Annotated in this window: 22 protein-coding genes; 19 read left to right on the top strand and 3 right to left on the bottom strand. The window is 36.7% G+C overall.

Annotated elements, in window-relative coordinates; translation table 11 throughout:
- Window positions 1-24: 24 nt before the first annotated feature.
- The 15 genes from M9892_03905 to M9892_03835 all read left to right on the top strand — a co-directional run bounded on the left by M9892_03905 (window position 25) and on the right by M9892_03835 (window position 13162).
- Entirely contained in the window at window positions 25-837 is an 813-nt protein-coding gene (locus M9892_03905) for a PstS family phosphate ABC transporter substrate-binding protein (protein ID MCO5253494.1), read from the top strand.
- Between the two features lie 28 nt (window positions 838-865).
- Window positions 866-2062, top strand: a complete 1197-nt coding sequence (pstC, locus tag M9892_03900; GenBank protein ID MCO5253493.1) for a phosphate ABC transporter permease subunit PstC — start codon at window positions 866-868, stop codon at window positions 2060-2062.
- Window positions 2059-2910 (top strand): phosphate ABC transporter permease PstA, encoded by an 852-nt coding sequence (gene pstA, locus M9892_03895; protein MCO5253492.1) that lies wholly within the window; start codon window positions 2059-2061, stop codon window positions 2908-2910. Before pstC ends, pstA begins: the two co-directional genes overlap by 4 nt.
- A complete protein-coding gene (pstB, locus tag M9892_03890; protein MCO5253491.1) occupies window positions 2910-3656 on the top strand; it encodes a phosphate ABC transporter ATP-binding protein PstB in 747 nt (248 codons plus the stop codon). Before pstA ends, pstB begins: the two co-directional genes overlap by 1 nt.
- A 7-nt stretch (window positions 3657-3663) precedes the next feature.
- Window positions 3664-4137 (top strand): methylglyoxal synthase, encoded by a 474-nt coding sequence (locus tag M9892_03885; protein MCO5253490.1) that lies wholly within the window; start codon window positions 3664-3666, stop codon window positions 4135-4137.
- Window positions 4134-4805, top strand: a complete 672-nt coding sequence (gene phoU / locus M9892_03880) for a phosphate signaling complex protein PhoU (protein MCO5253489.1) — start codon at window positions 4134-4136, stop codon at window positions 4803-4805. The genes M9892_03885 and phoU overlap by 4 nt, the downstream gene beginning before the upstream one ends.
- Before the next feature lie 44 nt (window positions 4806-4849).
- Window positions 4850-5536, top strand: a complete 687-nt coding sequence (locus tag M9892_03875) for a response regulator transcription factor (GenBank protein MCO5253488.1) — start codon at window positions 4850-4852, stop codon at window positions 5534-5536.
- Complete coding sequence (locus tag M9892_03870) at window positions 5533-7245, top strand: ATP-binding protein (protein MCO5253487.1); 1713 nt, start codon at window positions 5533-5535, stop codon at window positions 7243-7245. Before M9892_03875 ends, M9892_03870 begins: the two co-directional genes overlap by 4 nt.
- A gap of 173 nt (window positions 7246-7418) precedes the next feature.
- A complete protein-coding gene (gene rseP / locus M9892_03865) occupies window positions 7419-8765 on the top strand; it encodes an RIP metalloprotease RseP (protein ID MCO5253486.1) in 1347 nt (448 codons plus the stop codon).
- 8 nt (window positions 8766-8773) lie between these two features.
- A complete protein-coding gene (gene hscB, locus M9892_03860; protein MCO5253485.1) occupies window positions 8774-9289 on the top strand; it encodes a Fe-S protein assembly co-chaperone HscB in 516 nt (171 codons plus the stop codon).
- 4 nt (window positions 9290-9293) lie between these two features.
- Window positions 9294-9884, top strand: coding sequence for a riboflavin synthase (locus M9892_03855; GenBank protein ID MCO5253484.1), 591 nt, complete (start codon window positions 9294-9296; stop codon window positions 9882-9884).
- Window positions 9885-9954: 70 nt separating this feature from the next.
- A complete protein-coding gene (locus M9892_03850) occupies window positions 9955-10191 on the top strand; it encodes an acyl carrier protein (GenBank protein MCO5253483.1) in 237 nt (78 codons plus the stop codon).
- Between the two features lie 11 nt (window positions 10192-10202).
- Window positions 10203-11462: a beta-ketoacyl-ACP synthase II gene (gene fabF, locus M9892_03845; protein MCO5253482.1), complete on the top strand. Its 1260-nt coding sequence runs from the start codon at window positions 10203-10205 to the stop codon at window positions 11460-11462.
- A complete protein-coding gene (rnc, locus tag M9892_03840; GenBank protein MCO5253481.1) occupies window positions 11428-12210 on the top strand; it encodes a ribonuclease III in 783 nt (260 codons plus the stop codon). Before fabF ends, rnc begins: the two co-directional genes overlap by 35 nt.
- Before the next feature lie 238 nt (window positions 12211-12448).
- Window positions 12449-13162 carry a hypothetical protein gene (locus tag M9892_03835; protein MCO5253480.1) on the top strand — a complete coding sequence of 238 codons (714 nt, stop codon included), beginning with the start codon at window positions 12449-12451 and terminating at the stop codon, window positions 13160-13162.
- Between the two features lie 152 nt (window positions 13163-13314).
- Here M9892_03835 and mce read toward each other — a convergent pair whose 3' ends face one another.
- Window positions 13315-13716 carry a methylmalonyl-CoA epimerase gene (mce, locus tag M9892_03830; protein MCO5253479.1) on the bottom strand — a complete coding sequence of 134 codons (402 nt, stop codon included), beginning with the start codon at window positions 13714-13716 and terminating at the stop codon, window positions 13315-13317.
- A gap of 93 nt (window positions 13717-13809) precedes the next feature.
- Between mce and M9892_03825 the strand changes: the two genes are divergently transcribed.
- Complete coding sequence (locus M9892_03825; GenBank protein ID MCO5253478.1) at window positions 13810-15024, top strand: IscS subfamily cysteine desulfurase; 1215 nt, start codon at window positions 13810-13812, stop codon at window positions 15022-15024.
- Window positions 15025-15077: 53 nt separating this feature from the next.
- Here the strand turns inward: M9892_03825 and menD are convergent, their stop codons facing one another.
- Window positions 15078-16721, bottom strand: a complete 1644-nt coding sequence (gene menD, locus M9892_03820) for a 2-succinyl-5-enolpyruvyl-6-hydroxy-3-cyclohexene-1-carboxylic-acid synthase (protein MCO5253477.1) — start codon at window positions 16719-16721, stop codon at window positions 15078-15080.
- A 111-nt stretch (window positions 16722-16832) separates the two neighbouring features.
- On the opposite strand from menD, the gene M9892_03815 reads away from it, so the two are divergent.
- From M9892_03815 to M9892_03805, 3 genes are read left to right on the top strand one after another with little or no spacing between them, the layout of a single operon-like run.
- Window positions 16833-17495 carry a hypothetical protein gene (locus M9892_03815; protein ID MCO5253476.1) on the top strand — a complete coding sequence of 221 codons (663 nt, stop codon included), beginning with the start codon at window positions 16833-16835 and terminating at the stop codon, window positions 17493-17495.
- Window positions 17492-18622 (top strand): hypothetical protein, encoded by a 1131-nt coding sequence (locus M9892_03810; protein ID MCO5253475.1) that lies wholly within the window; start codon window positions 17492-17494, stop codon window positions 18620-18622. The genes M9892_03815 and M9892_03810 overlap by 4 nt, the downstream gene beginning before the upstream one ends.
- Before the next feature lie 8 nt (window positions 18623-18630).
- Window positions 18631-19125, top strand: a complete 495-nt coding sequence (locus M9892_03805) for a dihydrofolate reductase (GenBank protein ID MCO5253474.1) — start codon at window positions 18631-18633, stop codon at window positions 19123-19125.
- Window positions 19126-19269: 144 nt separating this feature from the next.
- Here M9892_03805 and M9892_03800 read toward each other — a convergent pair whose 3' ends face one another.
- Window positions 19270-19980 (bottom strand): SAM-dependent methyltransferase, encoded by a 711-nt coding sequence (locus M9892_03800; protein ID MCO5253473.1) that lies wholly within the window; start codon window positions 19978-19980, stop codon window positions 19270-19272.
- Window positions 19981-20051: the final 71 nt, after the last annotated feature.

Raw genomic sequence — 20051 nt, 5'->3', positions numbered from 1 at the left:
CAATAATTAAACACATCAAAAAAAATGAAAAAATTAGTTTTAACAACATTGACCTACGCATTATTGACATCTTCAAGTTTTGCGCAAAAAATCAAAGGTTCAGATACTGTATTGCCACTTACACAGAAAGCGTTAGAAGCCTACAAAAAAGAACGCCCTGCCGCTTCCTTATCCATTACGGGCGGTGGTAGTGGTGTAGGTATTTCAGCATTGCTAAACGGAACAACAGACATTGCACAGTCTTCCAGAAGAATAAAATTTGACGAAAGACAGAAGTTTGCAGAGGCAGGTAAACAATTAAAGGAAGTGATTATCGCTTATGACGCATTAAGTATAGTGGTACATCCTGAGAACAAAGTAACCAAATTAACCCGTGAGCAATTAGAAGGAATCTTTACCGGAAAAATCAAAAACTGGAAAGAAGTTGGAGGTGAGGATTTGAAAATAATTCCTTATTCAAGAGAAACCTCATCAGGTACTTATGAGTTTTTCAAAGAAAGTGTTCTAAAAAACAAAAACTATATGAATGGAATACTAAGTATGCCGGCAACCGGTGGGATTATTCAGTCTGTCAGCCAAACAAAAGGTGCTATCAGCTACGTAGGGTTTGCTTATGTAAACAGCAAAGTAAAAGCTGTGCAAGTTTCGTATGACAAAGGGAAAACATATATCGCTCCCACATTTGAAAACGCAAAGAATAAAAGCTATCCTATTGTAAGACCCTTGTTTTATTACTACACACAAATTAATGCAGAAGGAAAATCATTCATTGATTTTGTTCTTTCTCCTAAAGGACAAAAGGTAGTTGCTGATGTGGGTTATCTCCCTATAAAATAATAAGGTACTAAACTTACTGAACGTCACAGTGAAAAGATTAGTTGATAAGTTAGTAGAAGGAATGCTTAAAATGAGTGGTGCAGTTACCAGTATAACTGTACTGCTCATTATCTTATTTTTATTCAAAGAAGGAGCCGGTTTGTTCAGTTCGTCAACTATAGAAAAAGGATATACTTTATTAGTAAATTCCCAAAATCCAATAGAAGAACTCTCACCCGAAACAATGAAGAAAGTTTTTGATGGACAAATTGAGAACTGGAAAGACTTAGGTGCAAAAAATGAGCAGATACGTATTTTTAGGTTTGATGAAATCTTTTCGATTTATTCAGATGAGGAACTGGGAGCAGATTTTGCCTTATTGCCTCAAAAGATTGCAGAAGTCATTGCTTCAGACGCTACAATTATTGCCTATATTCCTCAAAAATATGTTCCAAAAGATTACTCATCTGTCAAAGAATTGAAACACAGAAACATTAGTTGGAGCGATTATTTTTTGGGGAAAGAGTGGTTGCCCACTGCAACTCCGGCTCCTTTGTTTGGCATACTACCACTGTTGTTAGGTACACTCTTGGTGAGTATTATTGCTATACTTATAGCAATTCCATTAGGTGTAGGCGTTGCCATTTATTTGGCTGAAATTGCAAATGAAAGAACACGAAAAATACTAAAACCGGCAATTGAGTTATTGGCAGGAATTCCATCAGTAGTTTATGGTTTTTTTGGTTTAGTGGTGTTAGTCCCTATTGTTCAAAAAATGGGAGGTCTTGCTTTAGGCGAAACAGCTTTTACCGGAAGTTTAATTTTGGCTGTTATGGCTTTACCTACTATTATTTCAATAGCCGAAGACGCTATGAGGAATACGCCAAAAGCCATGCGGGACGCAAGTCTTGCCTTGGGCGCAACCCATTGGCAGACTATTTATAGGGTAGTGCTTCCTTATGCTTCATCGGGCATTTCGGCTGCCATTGTTTTAGGCATTGGCAGAGCAATTGGCGAAACCATGGCGGTACTGATGGTAACAGGTAATGCCGCAGTAATTCCAAACTCGATGTTTGAATCGGTTAGAACCATTCCTGCTACCATAGCTGCTGAATTAGGCGAAGCACCGGGTGGAGGTACACATTACCAATCCTTGTTTTTACTGGGTTGTGTATTGTTTATAATCACATTAATCATCAGTATTTTGACAGAAGCTATTGCATCTCGAAAAGTTATTAAAGAATGATAAAGTCAAAAAAAATTAAAGAACAAATAGCCTTTACAATATTTAGGTTTTTGGGGTTTATGGTATTGGGTGTTTTACTATGGATTTTAGGGTTCATTGTCTATAATGGCATAAGTGTAATCAGTTGGGATTTTATTTTCAGTTATCCCAAAGATGGAATGACTGCGGGTGGTATTTTTCCTGCAATAGTAGGAACGATTTATTTAATTCTCGGAAGTATTTTGTTTGCTTTCCCATTAGGCATTATGTCTGCAATCTATACGATTGAATATGCAAAAGATAATTGGCTGACAAAAACAATACGCATTATGACAAATAATTTAGCCAGCATTCCTTCCATTGTTTTTGGTTTGTTTGGAATGACCTTGTTTGTTAATACATTAGGATTTGGAGATTCAATTCTAGCCGGCTCACTTACTTTGGGATTGCTGATCTTACCCGTTGTCATCCGAACTACGGAAGAGGCACTCAAGTCGGTGCCTCAATCTTATCGCTTAGGCAGTATTGCTTTAGGAGCCAACAAAATTCAAACAATAAAAAGAGTGGTATTACCTGCCGCATTCCCCAATATTATCACAGGATTGATATTATCAATTGGACGCGTGTCGGGAGAAACAGCACCAATCTTGTTTACTGTAGCCGCTTATTTTTTACCCAAATTGCCCCACAGCATTTTAGACCAAGTAATGGCACTCCCATACCACTTGTATGTACTTGCTACCAGTGGCACCGATATTGAATCTTCCCGCCCAATAGCTTATGGAACAGCATTGGTTTTAATTGCAATTGTGTTATTGATGAATACACTTGCAGGAATTATTAAAAAACGATTTGAAAAATACAAATAATGATAGAAGCAATTAATGTAAACTTTTTCTATGGCTCATTTCATGCCATCAAAGATGTAAATTTGAAAATGGAAGCCAATACAGTTACGGCACTCATTGGTCCTTCGGGATGTGGAAAATCTACCTTTCTAAGATTGTTTAATCGGATGAATGATGAAATAAAAGGAGCTAAACTAACGGGACAATGTTTGATCGATGAAAAGGATATCTATTCAAAATCTAAGCAAGTAGATGTGCTAAGAAAAAATGTAGGGATGGTTTTTCAAAAACCTAATCCTTTCCCAAAAAGCATTTTTGAAAATGTTGCTTATGGTTTAAAAGTGAATGGTGAAACAAATAATAAATTTATAGAATATAAAGTAGAAGAATCATTAACCTCAGCTGCTTTGTGGAATGAGGTAAAGGACAAACTGAATAAATCTGCTTTTGAACTTTCGGGAGGGCAACAACAACGATTGTGCATTGCCCGTGCATTGGCGGTGTCGCCCTCTATTCTGCTGATGGATGAACCTGCTTCGGCTTTAGACCCTATTTCTACCTCAAAAATTGAGGAGTTGATTCACGAGTTAAAACAGCAATATACCATTGTAATTGTTACCCACAATATGCAACAAGCCGCTAGGGTAAGCGACAAAACAGGGTTCTTTATGTATGGGAAATTGGTGGAATATTCCGATACCAAAAAAATGTTTTTAGCGCCTGAACAAGAAGAAACACAAAATTATATTACAGGAAGATTTGGTTAAATTAAATATGAATCAAGTAAAAAATATAGCCCTTGTAGCTCACGACAACTGCAAAAAAGAATTAATTGAATGGGTAGAATGTCATTGGCAAAAACTTACACAATATCAACTTATATGTACAGGCACCACAGGCAATCTCGTCAAAAATAAATTAGCAGAATGTATTGGCAATAAAACAGAAAGTCCAGCAATAAATATTAAGAAACTCAAATCAGGTCCTTTAGGAGGAGACCAACAATTAGGGGCATTAATCTGTAATGGTAAAGTTGATATTCTAATTTTCTTTTGGGATGCGATGGAACCCCAACCCCATGATGTGGACATTAAGGTTTTATTGCGAATAGCTACTTTGTACAATATTGTATATGCCTGTTCCCGAACTACTGCCGACTTTGTTATCTCTTCGCCACTATTTGACAAACCTTATAAAGCCAAATTGCCCGAACAAATTAACATTTATAAAAAAAGAAAATTAAAATGAAACATTCAGAAAAAGAAGTACTTCAATTGAAAGAAGAAGTTAAACTAATGTGGAAATTAGTGATAGCACAAGTTGATAATGCAAAAAAAACTTTATTATACAATGATTTAGTGTTGGCATCTGAGATTATCAACAGAGAGATTGATGTCAATACTTTTGAATTAAAAATTGATACCCATTGCGAAAATTTTATTGCGCTTTACAGTCCGGTTGCGATTGATTTACGTCTGGCATTATCCTTAATAAAAATCAGTAGCGAATTAGAACGCATTAGTGATTTTACTAAGGGTATCGCACAGTTTGTCATTCACAAGGAGTGTGAAATTATGGATACACAATTGCTTGTAGATTTGAAAATAGAAAAAATGTTTGACATACTCATCGGAATGTTGTTAGATGGTTATGTTGCTTTTGAAACAGAACAAACCAAAGTGTCAGAAAGAATCATTGCAAACGATATGCAGGTGGACGAGATATACCATAATGTATTCAATGTCTTAGCTGATTATATGAAAACACATCCTGAAAGGTCAATTTGCCTACTCAAAATGATGTTGCTCGTTCGTAAATTGGAAAGGATAGGTGATCATAACAAAAATATCATTGAAGAAATTGTATTTTTTGTAGAAGCAAAAGTTTTAAAACACTCTGGAAAAGCAATGGAATAAAAACACAAAACAAATACCTTTGCAATAAGATGTTGGTGTAAAAAATGAAAGAGAATATTCTGATTGTAGATGATGACAAAAGTATCTGTGAAATATTGGAGTTTAATTTAAAAAGTGAGGGGTATGCTGTTGAGATAGCGTATTCGGCAGAAGAAGCTTTAAAAAAAATTAGTCCGACAACACAGTTGATTCTATTAGATGTGATGATGCAAGGCATGTCCGGGTATAAAATGCTGGAAACAATCCGCACCAAAGGTGTTCGGACACCCGTTATTTTTCTGACAGCAAAGGATACCGAAAACGATATGTTGACAGGTTTTTCGGTGGGTGCCGATGATTATATATCAAAACCATTTTCTATCAAGGAAATTGTTGCAAGAATTAAAGCTGTTGTGAAAAGAGTTGCTAACGTTGCTGATCCTGTGCAAAAGGATATAATAGTTTTTAATGACTTAATAATTGACACAGAAAATCAAGAAGTCAGCATTAAAAATGAAATCATTAGTTTAACCAAAACAGAATTTGAGGTTTTGAAAAAATTAGCAGAGAATCCCAACCGTATATTTTCCAGAGATGCGATAATGGAAAGTGTTTGGGGCAATGAGGTATATGTGTCGGAACGAACAGTAGATGTTCACATTGCACGTTTGAGAAAAAAATTAGGGGATTATGGTTCCGTGATTTCCAATCGTTTGGGATTTGGCTATAAGTTTGACACGAAAAATATATGAGATTAAATTTCAGACTTCAACTGTTTCTTTATGTTGCACTTGCTTTTTCATTATTCACTCTGAGCGTGTATTTGTTTGAACAATCGCAAGAGAAAAAATTCAAAACAGAAGCCATTGAAGCCAGACTAGATGCATATATAGATGTGATACAAAACAGCATTGCCAATAAATCTGTTGATGATTATCTAATCACACTTAAATCAATTGAATCTTTATTCCCATCAAACTTACGCCTTTCAATTATTGACCACAATGGGAAAGTGATGTATGATAATTCTGTATCCGACTATTCCGGATTAGAAAATCACCTAACCCGTCCTGAAGTAAGTGAAGCGCGAAAGAACAAGACAGGTGCCGATATTCGTATTTCTCAATCGACACAAAAAAAGTATTTATACTATTGTAAAAATGAAAGAAATCTCTTTGTAAGAGTGGCTTTACCCTATGATATACAAGTGCAGCAATTCTTCAAACCCGACAATGTTTTTTTATATGTTATTATCCTTCTGTTTTTAACTGTTTTGTTTATTCTCAATAAAATCAGTAACAGTTTTTCTAAATCAATCGTTGAATTACGAGACTTTGCGATTGCCCCTAAGAAAGATACACGGTTGAATTTTCCCAAAAATGAAATTGGGGAAATTGGAAAAGAAATTGCCGCAAATTACACACAACTCAGAGTGTCTAAGGAACAAATAGAATTGGATAAAGAAAAACTGTTGCAACATATCCATAATTCCAAGGAAGGAATTTGTTTTTATTCACCCCAAAAAAATGCAGAGTTTTATAATGGCTTGTTTATTCAAAATATTCATACCATAACCGATGAACCTACTACTGAACCTTCCATTATTTTTTCGGATAACACATTCGAAGAGCTTCAACACTTCTTAGAAAATACGCAGCAGCATTTCAAAGAGTATAATCTAAGCAAGCAAGGTAAAATATTTTCTATCCGCATTGTAAAGTTTGAAGATAGAAGTTTTGAAGTCATCATAAACGATATTTCAAAACAAGAAGAGTTGAAAAAAATAAAACAGCAAATGCTCAGCAATATAGCCCACGAACTGCGAACACCCGTTGCAGGAATCAGAGGGTATTTAGAAACTATTCTGGAAAAACCTTTGGACGAAAAAACCAATCAGCATTTTCTGTCTCAGGCTTACCATCAAACCAAAGTATTATCAGACTTGATACAGGACATGAACCTCATCAATAAGATGGATGAAGCAGGAAATACGCTAAAAAAAGTAACTTTAAATCTGTTAGCACTTTTAGAAAAAATACAGGATGAATATTCTTTAACGCTTATCGAAGACAACATTAAACTACAGCTTTCGATTCCTGAAAGCACGGTAATTAATGCCAACGAAAGTTTGATTAATTCTTTATTTAAAAATTTAATAGACAACGCCATTCGCTATGCAGGGAATGGCATTAGTATTTCTATTTCAATGTATAAAGAAGACAATGAATTCTATTATTTCTCATTCTATGACACAGGTATTGGCATTCCGGACGAAAAACATTTAGTACGCATTTTTGAGCGATTTTATAGAGTAGATGAAGGAAGAACTAGGGACACCGGAGGTTCCGGACTTGGTCTTTCCATTGTGAAAAATGTAGTCTCCATTCATGGGGGCAATATCATTGCAAAAAATAGGAAAGGTGGCGGATTGGAATTTTTATTCAGCTTAAGGAAGGATTAATCTACATAGATTTGAATATTGTTATGACTAAGGCAATTAAAACTTGCATACTAAATCTTCACTGTTCGTTACTTTCAATTAATACCAACTTCGATTTTATTCTGTTGAAATAAAATAGGATACATTTCAATATTGAGTAATTTTGCCAAGCAAATTTTTAACAGATAGCATACGTGGGAAATATCACAATGATTGGGCAGTTGATTGCCGCCTTGGCAATTCTTGTAACACTGCATGAGTTAGGACACTTTTTGGCAGCAAGAGCATTCGGAATTAAGGTAGAGAAGTTTTATCTCTTTTTTGATGCATGGGGAATCAAACTTTTTAAGTTCAAAATAGGAGATACAGAATATGGTATAGGATGGCTACCATTGGGAGGCTATGTAAAAATTGCCGGTATGATTGATGAGTCTTTGGATACAGCCCAACTCAAAAGCGAACCACAAGATTGGGAATTCAGAGCCAAACCCGCTTGGCAAAGATTGATTGTAATGGTTGCCGGGGTAGTTGTCAATTTGATTTTGGGAATCTTTTTGTTTTCTATGGGAATATTCAGCTACGGAGACGGATATTTACCCATGAAAGCTATTAATGATAACGGTGGAATTGCAGTTACAGAGATAGGAAAGCAGTTTGGTTTCCAAACAGGAGATAAAATAACAGAAGTGAATGGCAATCCTATTTTAAAATTGGAAGATTTGTTTGCTTCAGATATCATTCTTGCAGATAAAATCGAGGTGAAGGTTCAGCGAGAAGGACAAGCACAAACTTTGGTAATGCCTAAAGACTATACCAATATTATTTCCTCCAACAAAAAAGAGCCTCCATTTTATGCAAGAAATCCTTTGTTAGTGGATTCTGTTCTTGCAGAATCGCCTGCTGCTAATGCAAGTTTGCACAAAGGAGATAAAATCACAGGATTTATTTTGGACAAAGACCATGTGGTTTCTGTGCAATTCCAAGATGAACTCGCATCTGCGCTGAAGGACTATGCTGATAAACCTATTGTGGTAATGGTGGAAAGAGATAAAAGTATCTTGTCTTTGCCCATTCAGCTTGATACCACACTCAAACTTGGCATTTTGGTTAAGGATGTTTATTCAGATAAAATCGAAAAAGTATATTATGGGTTTTTCAAATCTTTTGAACTTGGAACAACTCGCTCTTTTGGACTAATCATCGCAAATGCCAAAGGACTTGGTCAAATTTTTACCGGAAAAATCAAAGCACAAAATGCCTTGCAAGGACCTGTAGCAATCGCCACTTATTTTGGCAAAGTTTGGGATTGGCAAAGGTTTTGGAATCTTACGGCTATTTTGTCATTGATACTTGCTTTCATGAACTTGTTGCCTATCCCTGCCCTTGACGGAGGACATGTATTCTTCCTTTTGATAGAAATGATTATAGGAAGACCTGTCAATGAAAAAATAATGCACACTGCACAAGTCATAGGGATGATAATTCTACTGGCTTTGATGGTCTTTGTGATTGGAAATGATATTTTCAGATTGTTTAAGTAGAATTTGACATGGATACAAGCAATTATTTTCGTTTTTACGGTTTTGAGCCTGAATTTGATATTGACGAAAAATTATTGCGACAAAAATACCTGCAAATCAACCGCGATTTTCACCCTGATTTTTTTGCCTTAAGTCCTGAAAAAAAAACAGAAGCTTTGCAGATTTCATCATATAACAATGATGCTTTCAAAACCCTTGAAACATTTGACAAAAGAGTAGCTTATTACTTGTCTCTATATGGCTTATATGACAAGGAGTCCAAAGCCGAATTGCCACCTGATTTTCTGATGGAAGTGATTGACCTGAATGAGGAAGTTGCAGATGCTCAATTTGACCATGATGCAAATACCCTGAATGCGGTAAAGGAAAAAATTACTAAGATGATGCAGGAATGTGTAGATAAACTGGTAGAGATTGGCAAGCAACTGAAAGGACAAGAAGAAAGAGATACATTACACCAGGCTGCCAAAACAGAATTTCAGAAATATAAATACTTTAGCAGGTTGTTGTCCAAAATCAAATGAGCGTATGTTTACCGGGATTATTGAAGATATTGGAGAAGTAGTTGCCATTGAGAAAGAACAAAGTAATTTGATTTTTACTATCAAAAGCAAATTAACTCCTGAGCTTAAAATTGACCAAAGTGTGGCTCATAATGGAGTGTGTCTGACTGTTGTTGACATCAATGGAATGCAATACAAAGTGACTGCCATTGCCGAAACCTTATCCAAAACCAATTTAGACACATTAAAGCCCGGAAGTCTTGTCAATCTTGAGCGTTCATTACTTGCAAATCAGCGTATTGACGGACATTTTGTACAAGGGCATGTGGACACCACCGGAGTTTGCACAGAAATTGTGAATAAAAACGGAAGCTGGTTGTTTACCATACAATATGTAGCTGACCAAACACATTTTTATACCGTCTCCAAAGGTTCTATATGTATTAATGGTATAAGCCTGACTGTAGCACAAAGTAACAAAGGTGAAATGGCGCTTGCCATAATCCCTTATACTTATGAAAATACCAACCTTAACACCTTGAAAACCGGAGATAAAGTCAATATTGAGTTTGATATTTTGGGCAAGTATATCAGTGCATTGATTCAAAATAAATAAACTCAAAAAAAGAATTTGTCTTATTTGGTAAAAATATAGTTATTTGCACCCGATAAAAAACTTAATTATTATGTCAGATATTTCAACAAAAGTGAAGTCAATTATCGTTGACAAACTCGGGGTAGAAGAAAGCGAAGTTTCTATGGAAGCAAGCTTCACACAGGATTTAGGAGCAGATTCATTAGATACTGTTGAATTGATTATGGAATTTGAAAAAGAATTCAATATTGCAATTCCCGATGAACAGGCTGAAAAGATTCAGACCGTAGGAGAAGCCGTAAGGTATATCGAAGCAAACAGCAAGTAATTTCCCCCTCAATGGAGAAAAAACTGAAAAGAGTAGTCGTTACAGGTCTGGGTGCATTGACACCTATTGGCAATGATGTTCAATCTTATTGGAATGCGCTGCAAAATGGTGTGAGTGGGGCCGGACCTATAACACGCTTTGATGCCTCTCTTTTCAAAACTAAGTTTGCTTGTGAAATCAAGAATTTTGACGTAACTAACTTGTTGGACAAGAAAGATGCGCGCAGAATGGACTTGTTTACACAGTATGCTTTGGTATCAACCCAAGAAGCCATTAACGACTCAGGCGTCAATATTGAGGCTATCAATAAAGATAGAGCAGGAGTTGTTTGGGGCTCGGGAATTGGCGGTTTAACCAGTTTTTTTAAAGAAGTTATTGATTATGCGAAAGGAGATGGAACACCGCGTTTTTCTCCTTTCTTTATTCCTATGATGATTGCCGATATCGCCTCCGGTTATATCAGTATCAGATATGGTTTTAGAGGTCCTAACTATACCACAGTATCAGCTTGTGCCTCTTCTAACAATGCTCTTATAGATGCTTTTAACCTCATCCGATTAGGCAAAGCAGATATTATCTTAGCCGGTGGTTCTGAGGCTTGTGTAAATGAACCCGCAATCGGTGGATTTAATTCAATGAAAGCGCTTTCTGAAAGAAATGATGATCCTAAAACAGCTTCCAGACCCTTTGACAAAGAACGCGATGGTTTTGTATTAGGCGAAGGTTCTGCTGCTATTGTCTTAGAAGATTTAGACCATGCACTTGCCCGCGGAGCAAAGATTTATTGCGAAATGGCAGGTGGAGGTCTTACCGCAGATGCATACCATATTACTGCACCGCATCCGGAAGGATTGGGAGCACAAATGGTTATGACACATGCTTTGGAAGATGCAAACATGAAACCCGAAGAAATTGATTATATCAATGTACACGGAACTTCAACTCCTTTGGGAGATATTAGCGAGGTTAAAGCAGTTCAGCGAGTTTTTGGCGATCATGCATGCAAATTAAATATCAGTTCAACAAAGTCTATGGTTGGACACTTGTTGGGAGCTGCCGGAGCAGTTGAAGCACTTGCCGCTATTTTTGCTTTAACAAAAGGTATTATTCCCCCAACCATCAACCACTTTACGGATGACGAATCTTTTGACCCTAAATTGAACTTTACTTTTAACAAAGCCCAACATAGAGAAGTAAATGCTGTTCTCAGCAATACTTTTGGCTTTGGGGGACACAATGTCTCTGTTATCTTTAAAAAGTACAACCCTTGATTTTCTTCTATTGAGTATTCTGTCTTATATTGGACTTCAACGAGAAAAGAAGTTTTGTAAGCGCATACAAAAAATAACCGGATACAAACCTGAAAATATAAGGTTGTATAAACTTGCCCTAACGCATAAAACTACCGCTACTAAAATCCATCACGGAGACATCAGAGAAGACAACGAAAGATTGGAATTCTTGGGTGATGCTGTCTTGGACTTAATTACGGCTGAAATACTTTTCAAACAATTTCCATTCAAAAACGAGGGGTTCCTTACAGAAATGCGCTCCAAAATGGTAAGTCGTGAGCAATTAGGAAATATTGCCGGCAAAATAGGATTATTGGAAATTGTCAAATTTGATAAAAGTATGCTGAATAGAAAAGGAGCTATGCATGTAGTGGGTGGCAATGCTCTTGAAGCACTCATCGGTGCGGTTTACCTTGACAAAGGCTATAAGAAAACTTCTAAGTTTATCAAGAAACGCATTGTGGATACGCATTTGGATTTCAAAATATTAGAAGAATCCGAAATCAGCTATAAAGGCAAACTCTATGAGTATGCACAAAAAGAAAAAAAGGAAGTTCGCCTTGATGTGGTAAATGAATTTAGAAAAGGAGGGGACACCTACTTTGAAATATGTGTTCTTATTGACAATGTTCAAATTGCAAAAGAGGTATATAATTCTAAGAAAAAAGCCGAAGAGTTAGCCAGTGAAAAGGCATACAAGAAGATTATGGAACAATCTGCGCATTAGTTCAATCACCATTCTTCTATTTTTAAAACATAAGTTTAAATTGATTTTGTTTGAAGTTGAAAACTTATAGGAACTGTTCCTAGTGTTACTAACACGTTTCAAAGCATTCATAAACACACGTTTTATCTCCATTTGAAAGATTTTGAGTTTAGGCATTATTCAGAGATGAAAATGTGTTGTATATTTGACTACCCCCAAAAGCCCGAAACAACTATTTGAACTTTTTTTAAACCTCTTAATGAAAGCCAAATTAATCATCTTGTTGTGTACACTGTTTGCTTCTGTTCATTCAAAAGCGCACAATAATATATTGCCAATTAAGAGTAGCAATAAAGATACAGCGGTGCGTGCTTTTCCTTGGCGTAATTTTACTTTAGAACTTGGAGTCGGAATACTCCCTTATGGTACAAATTCAATTAATAAAGAAATGCAATCATCTTATTTCTACAATCCAATTAGTTCTCCATATATTGGGTTTTCGTATAATTCTAATAATTTTCCTATTGGTGCTTATATTGATTTTAGTTTGTCCCAATTTTATACGGGTAATACATGGGTGCCATTTGACTGGCAACCTGCATCGTTATATGACCCGGCATTTCCGAGTAGAGTATATAGACTTTCATATATTGAAGCAGAATCGCAGGCAATGAATATTGGGATATTATATGGCAAAGAAATAATGAATGGCTTTGAGCTATATACCAAGGTTGGTGTAGGAACGAGTTGGCACGATTATGAACTGGGATATTATTATAATGTCGGTGGAGCTGTGTTTAACGGGCATTTCAAAAAAGAAACATTCAATTATCAGTGGGCGGTTTGTTTCAGATATTTTCCTATAGATATTTTTGGATTTGGAGGCAGCTTTGCCTTTGCAGATAATTTCCCTGTTTACACGCTTACAACTGCGTACAAGTTTGGATATAAATACAATAAAGGTGCACAGTAACCACCTTGATTATTTCATTTTCTCCATGTAATGCCCCAATCATTGCTGATGTACTTTCCCAAGTTTAGGTAGGAAATTTTCAGATAGTTAATTTACCTTAATGGTACTCACTATTCAAAAAAATATTGAAAGCAAAAAGAAAAAATTCCACTTTATTTCTTAGGCTGACACAGTTCAATCAGGTTCCCTAATGTGGACTTTGGATGTAAAAATGCAATTTCCATATTGTCTGCTCCCGGTACAGGCTGTTCGTTAATCAACACAAACCCTTCTGATTTTAGTCGCTCAATCTCAGCTTGGATATCATCCACAAGGAATGCGTAGTGATGAATACCTTCGCCATTCTTTTCTATAAACTTGGCAATCGGGCTGTCTGGGCGAGTAGCAGCAAGTAATTCTATTTTGTTTTCTCCAATTTTGAAAAATGCAGTTTTGACACCTTGTGTGGCAACATCTTCTATTTTATAGCACGATGTATTGAGCAAATTCTCATATACAGGTATTGCAGCTTCTATGTCTTTCACCGCAATTCCTATGTGTTCTATCCTTTTCATGCTGCACAATCTATTTTAGGGTGCAATAAAATGTTTTTACTTTAAATAATTACTTAGTTTTGCAGCTTAGAATGAATCTAAATAAATACCATCATGTTAAAATTACCTATATACCTTGATAACAATGCCACCACACAGGTTGACCCACGTGTGTTGGATGAAATGCTCCCTTATTTTACAGAAAAATTCGGAAATGCTGCCAGCCGAAATCACTCTTTTGGATGGGTGGCAGAAGAAGCAGTTGATTATGCTCGTGAGCAAGTTGCAAAATTGATCGGCTCGGATGCCAAAGAAATCATTTTCACTTCGGGTGCAACCGAATCGAATAACCTTGCTATCAAAGGCGTTTTTGAAATGTATCGTCAAAAAGGCAATCATATTATTACCGTAACAACTGAGCACAAAGCAATTTTGGATACTTGCAAAGCAGTACAGAAGTTGGGTGCAGAGGTTACTTATCTTGAACCGAACACGCAAGGGATGATTACTGTTGAACAAGTTGAACAGGCTATTACACCACAAACAATACTTATCAGTGTGATGTTTGGTAACAATGAAATTGGAGTGATTCAACCTATTAGTGAGATTGGTGCATTAGCCAAGAAAAAAGGAATCTTATTCCATACAGATGCAACACAAGCTGTAGGAAAAGTGCCGGTAAATGTGTTGGAAGATAATATTGATTTAATGTCTTTCAGTGCACACAAACTTTATGGTCCAAAAGGTGTTGGAGCTTTGTATGTGCGCAGAAAAAACCCGCGTGTGAAAGTTATTGCGCAAATGGATGGAGGCGGACACGAAAGAGGAATGCGCTCCGGAACGCTGAATGTGCCCGGTATTGTAGGATTTGGTAAAGCATGTGAAATCTGCATGAACGAAATGGAGGAAGAGGGCAAAAGATTGAGCAAACTCAGAGATAAATTGCAAAATGCACTGGGAGTTTTAGAAGAATCATACATAAACGGAGACAAGGAACACAAGCTGCCGCATGTGTTGAACATGTCATTTAAATATGTGGAAGGTGAAGGATTGATTATGGGTATTAAAAATATTGCAGTTTCATCAGGTTCTGCTTGTACCTCAGCTTCTTTGGAGCCTTCTTATGTTTTGAAAGCATTGGGCTTGGATGATGAATTGGCACATTCGTCCTTGCGTTTTGGATTGGGACGCTTTACCACAGAAGAAGAAATTGATTATACCATTGAGCATGTCAAAACTGCGGTTAATAAACTCAGAGATATGAGCCCACTTTGGGAAATGTTTAAAGAAGGAATTGACCTCAAAACTCAGGCTTGGGGTGCTCACTAAACGAAAAAGTAAATACCAAAAACAAAAAAGACTGTTCATTTGAACAGTCTTTTTTATTGTTTAACATTGTGCCACATTGCTTGATTCTGTTCAGGATGAGTAATTACTTCCAAAATAAAGTTTGAGTTTATTGTTATAAAATCAGACAGATGTTGAGTGAAGGTGTTTTTTGAATGTGCAACCGCATATTGTAGCTGAAAATCATCTGCAATATTTTTTGCAGTACGTGAATGTGGGGTAGTAAAAAAAGATTTTGCTTGACTGCCGGACGGTCCGGGAATCATATCAAAGATATTTCCTCCTTGATTATTGAACAAAAGTATTTTCAGATTATCAGGCACCTTATCTAACCATAACCCGTTAGCGTCATAAAAAAAAGCGAGATCACCGCAAATGAGATAATGTTCATGCTCTTTGTCTGCAAGTGCAGCACCCACAGCAGTGGACACACATCCGTCTATTCCGCTGGTTCCTCTATTTGCATATATGGAGAGTTGGCTGTCGGCTCCACATACTGCCACATAGCGCACTGACATTGAGTTGGCAACATGCAGGATTGCATTTTTGGGTATTATTTTCAAAAACGAGTCAATCGCCCATAAATCATTCATGTCAACAGTGTTCTCGATTTTGGAATGAAGTCGTATTGTATGATCTGACATTTGCTCAGTCCACAGATGTTTGAAATCTTTGTTGTCTTGAATAGAATCCATAAATGGAGAGCCAAGACTGCTACAAACAATAGGGTTGCTAAAGTATGTGTCGCGTATAATATTCCTGTCTGCCAAATGAATATGGTGTTTGGGCGGATATTTTCTAATTAGGCTTTTAAGATTTTTGTTCAACAAAAAACTTCCGCAGGTAATCAGAGTATCGGGTTTGTTTTTTTTCCAAAACTCTTCTGAAATTGAATTGCAAAATAGTTCCCAATAATCATTGCTTTGGTATTTGCGGTATGCAGAGGTTAAATCGCATAGAATCAGTGCATTCTTTTCTGCCAGATTCTTAATTTCTTGTTCTGTATTTATATTGAAATCACCGGTGCCACATAATACCATCAATGTTTTACCACAGAGAGATTTGTTGGCAGGAAGTTGCACTTGGCTGTGGCTTTTGACCTCCGTTGTAAGGCTGAACGGTTTTACCTTTTTTATCGGTTCAGGAAAATACAACGGCTCTGAAAAGTGGAAGTTAAGATGTACTACTCCTTTGTCCGGAAACTGAGTGCGTGAGTTGATTTTATTGGCAATGCGTTCAACCTTTCCGAGCGAGCGCTGCAATTCCATTATACCTTTCCATTCTATATAGGCATTGGTATATTTGCCGAACACCCTTCTTTGGTCTATTGCTTGATTTTCCCAACGATTGATAAGTCGAGTGGGTCTGTCTGCACTGAAAACAATGAGAGGAATATTCAACTGATGTGCTTCTGCTACAGCCGGGAACAGGTTTAGTAGGGCGGTGCCGGAAGTGCAAATAATAATAGCAGGTTTTTGTGAAATTTTTGCTGCCCCTAAAGCCATGTATCCGGCTGCGCGTTCATCTACCACAGAGTGTAGTTCAAAACCTTGTTGTGCAACGGCTGCATTAATAAGCGGAGCATTGCGAGAACCGGGACAAACAAAGACGTGTCTTATTCCATACCAATACAAACATTGAAACAAATGATGTACATTTTCTTGTCCGGCTTTTTTCACGTTTTTTATCCTTTAAACGGCTGCAAATGTAAGGATTATTAAAGGGCATACATGAGTCAATTAGTATGACAAAATCTTTATTTTTGTGCAAAATATTTTTTCAAACATCAAGTGAATTTCTTCGGACATTATTTTACTGATTCACAAAAAGGGAAGGCATGGTACAATATGGGTTTGGTTTTCCCTGATTTGTTCAGAGATTTATACCGAAAGCATGTTCCGGAAAGAGATAAAAGAGAATATTCCACACAAGCGCTCGAATTTATCAAGGGCATGAAATCCCATATTGAACGCGACAAAATGTTTCATAACTGCGAATATTTTATCCATGCGGAGGAAGAATTAAAAAAAGCATTTTATGAAAAAGGTATTTTTGAAAAAATTCCCAGGGCTTGGTTTATGGCGCATGTCTTAACCGAGCTGTTAACGGATAAGCAGTTGGTTATAGATTTCCCTGAAAAAGTCAAAGTATTTTATGATGACATGTACACAACTATTGGAGATGAAGCAATTGTGGATGAATTGTTTGACAATGCAGTATTCAAAACAGTATTTTTGTCAAGAATGCGCCTGATACATCATGATAAGTTTATTTTTGCCTACGCTAATAATGAAAAAATAATTGCAACGTTATGGAGAGTATATGAACGTGCAAAAATCAATGTAAGCATGGAGACTCAAGTTTTTTTAACACCTATATTGCTCGAAATCGTTGCCGGATTGGACGGCAGTATTCATTTTGACTGGAATCAATACAGAAAAATAAATTTATGAGAAAAATAATCACAGCTTTTTCTGTAATACTTTTTGCACTGCAAATACAGGCACAGAATGCAACCAAATACAGCAATGAGTTTTTAACCTTAGGTGTTGGCGCACGCTCCATGGGGATGGGAAATGTTGCTGTTTCGCTCACCGATGATGTTTTTGCCGGATATTGGAATCCTGCGGGTTTGGTGGATATTCAAGACAAGATACAAGCTTCATTTATGCACTCTGCATACTTTGCCGGAATTGCAAACTATGATTATCTGGGTATTGCAACAAAACCTACTGAAAATAGTGCACTCGGATTGACAGTGTTGAGATTTGGTGTGGATGGTATCTTGAATACTTTGGACTTAATTAAAAATGGTGAAATCAATTACGATCGTATTTCTCAATTCTCTGCGGTTGATTATGCTTTTATTGCTCATTACGCACAAACTGTTGATATGACAAGGCTAAACAGCTATTCGTTCTTTCAAGACTCTAAACTGAGTTGGGGTGTAAACACTAAAGTGATTAACCGCAAAGCAGGACCTTTTGCTACTGCATGGGGATTTGGTTTTGATGCGGGTGCAAGGCTTACCGGATTAAAATATGGTTGGAGTTTTGGTGTAATGGCTAAGGATATTACAACTACATTTAATACATGGAGGTATAGTTTTTCGGAAAGAGATAAGGAGGTTTTTGCACAAACCGGCAATGACATTCCTATCAATACCCTTGAACTAACCTTGCCCAGGCTGATTTTGGGTGTAGGCAAAAAGTGGGATTTGAAAAAGTTTGAGATTGTTACTGCTACCGATTTTGAAATTACCACTGACGGTAAACGAAATACCCTTATCAAAAGTAATCCTTTTAGCATAGATCCCAAATTGGGCGCGGAGTTCAGCTATAAGTTTAAGGATGAAAACAATAGGGTTTCGTTGAGAATGGGTATTGGCAATATTCAGAAAGAAACAAACAAAAAAGGCAATAAAATCAATTCATTTATGCCAACGGTAGGGGTAGGGATTAAAATAAAAAGTTTTAGCATTGATTACGCATTAACCGATATTGGAGATATGAGTGCAGCTCTTTACTCAAATATTATCTCTGTACGCTTTGGTTTTGATGCAGCCAATCTGAAAAAATAAGTTGACTGATGCGTGAACTGGTGCAAATTGTAGCTGTAGGACAGAACAACGAAATAGGAAAAGATAATCAGTTATTGTGGCATTTGCCGGACGATTTCAAATGGTTTAAGAAACACACAATAGGACACCCGGTGATAATGGGTAGAAAAACATTTGAGTCCATGGGAAAACCGTTGCCGGGCAGGTTGAACATTATTGTAAGTAGAACTCCGCGCACGCTTGAAAACACGGTCTGGACAGACAGTGTTGAAAAAGCAGTTGAAATAGCTCAAAAACAAAATGATAGGGTTTTTATTCTGGGTGGTGCATCTCTGTTCAAAGATTGCTTGCCAATCACTGATACAATCTATCTTACTAAAGTGTTTGCAACGTTTGATGCAGAAGTGTTTTATCCTGAACTCAACCCGCAAGAATGGAAACTTACTTATTCTCAATTTCATCCCAAAGATGCCAAACACCTCTATGATTTTGAGTTCGAGATTTTGAAAAGAGTAGGCAAGTGATTCGCTGAATTCACATCAGCATTATTGGCAAGATAAATTCAAAAATACGATTGTTTTTTACCTGAATGCGTTGAGATTGTTAGAAATAAACTCATCCAAAACAGTTGAAATCATTTTCTTAAATTGCTATTGTTCGAGATGTGCTTATCTCCCTAAAAGAAAAATAGTGGGATTTTTGTCAATTGCAATTGGGTTGGTGTTCCATTCGGCTATAGTTTGGGTATCAATACGTTGATTGTTTTGTAATAAATTGGTAGCTAAACAAAGTCTAATATGTGGGTTAATATTCTCTCGCAAGTGTAAAAATAGGTTGTTGTTTCTGTAGGGGGTTTCTATAAAAATCTGAGTGTATCCCGAATTGAGCACCTCTGTCTCCATGCCTTTGAGTGCTCTTTTTAGTTCTTTGGGTTGTACGGGTAAATATCCATGAAAAACAAATTGCTGTCCATTCAGTCCCGAAGCCATTAGCCCTAACATCAGCGAAGATGCCCCCACCAAGGGAATAATTTCAAATTTCTTCTTACGTGCCAAATCAACTAAGGCAGCACCGGGGTCTGCAATACAAGGCAGACCGGCATCTGACATAAATCCTACTTTTGAATACTGAACTAAACTCTCCGAAATTTCATTCAGTTCTATATGGTCGAATTCATTTTTTGCGATTTCTCTGATATCAAAACTTTGGATTGTACGCTGCAAGTGACAAGATTTTATAAAGGCTCTTGCTGGCTTAGCGTGTTCTACCCAAAGCACTTCAATTTGTTCTAAGACAGTCTTATGAAAAGTTGTGATTTCTTTGTCGATACTATCTTCGCCAAGTGATGAAGGAATTAGATAAAATTGCTTGTCGGACATGGTGGATGTTTGTGTAATAGTTGTTATTGAGGTAGCTTAGTATGTATCAATCTTTTGTTTATTTTTGAACG

The organism is Bacteroidota bacterium (genome assembly GCA_023957335.1).
Classification (GTDB): domain Bacteria; phylum Bacteroidota; class Bacteroidia; order NS11-12g; family UBA955; genus JALOAG01.
This window is presented reverse-complemented; position numbering and strand designations above follow the sequence as displayed.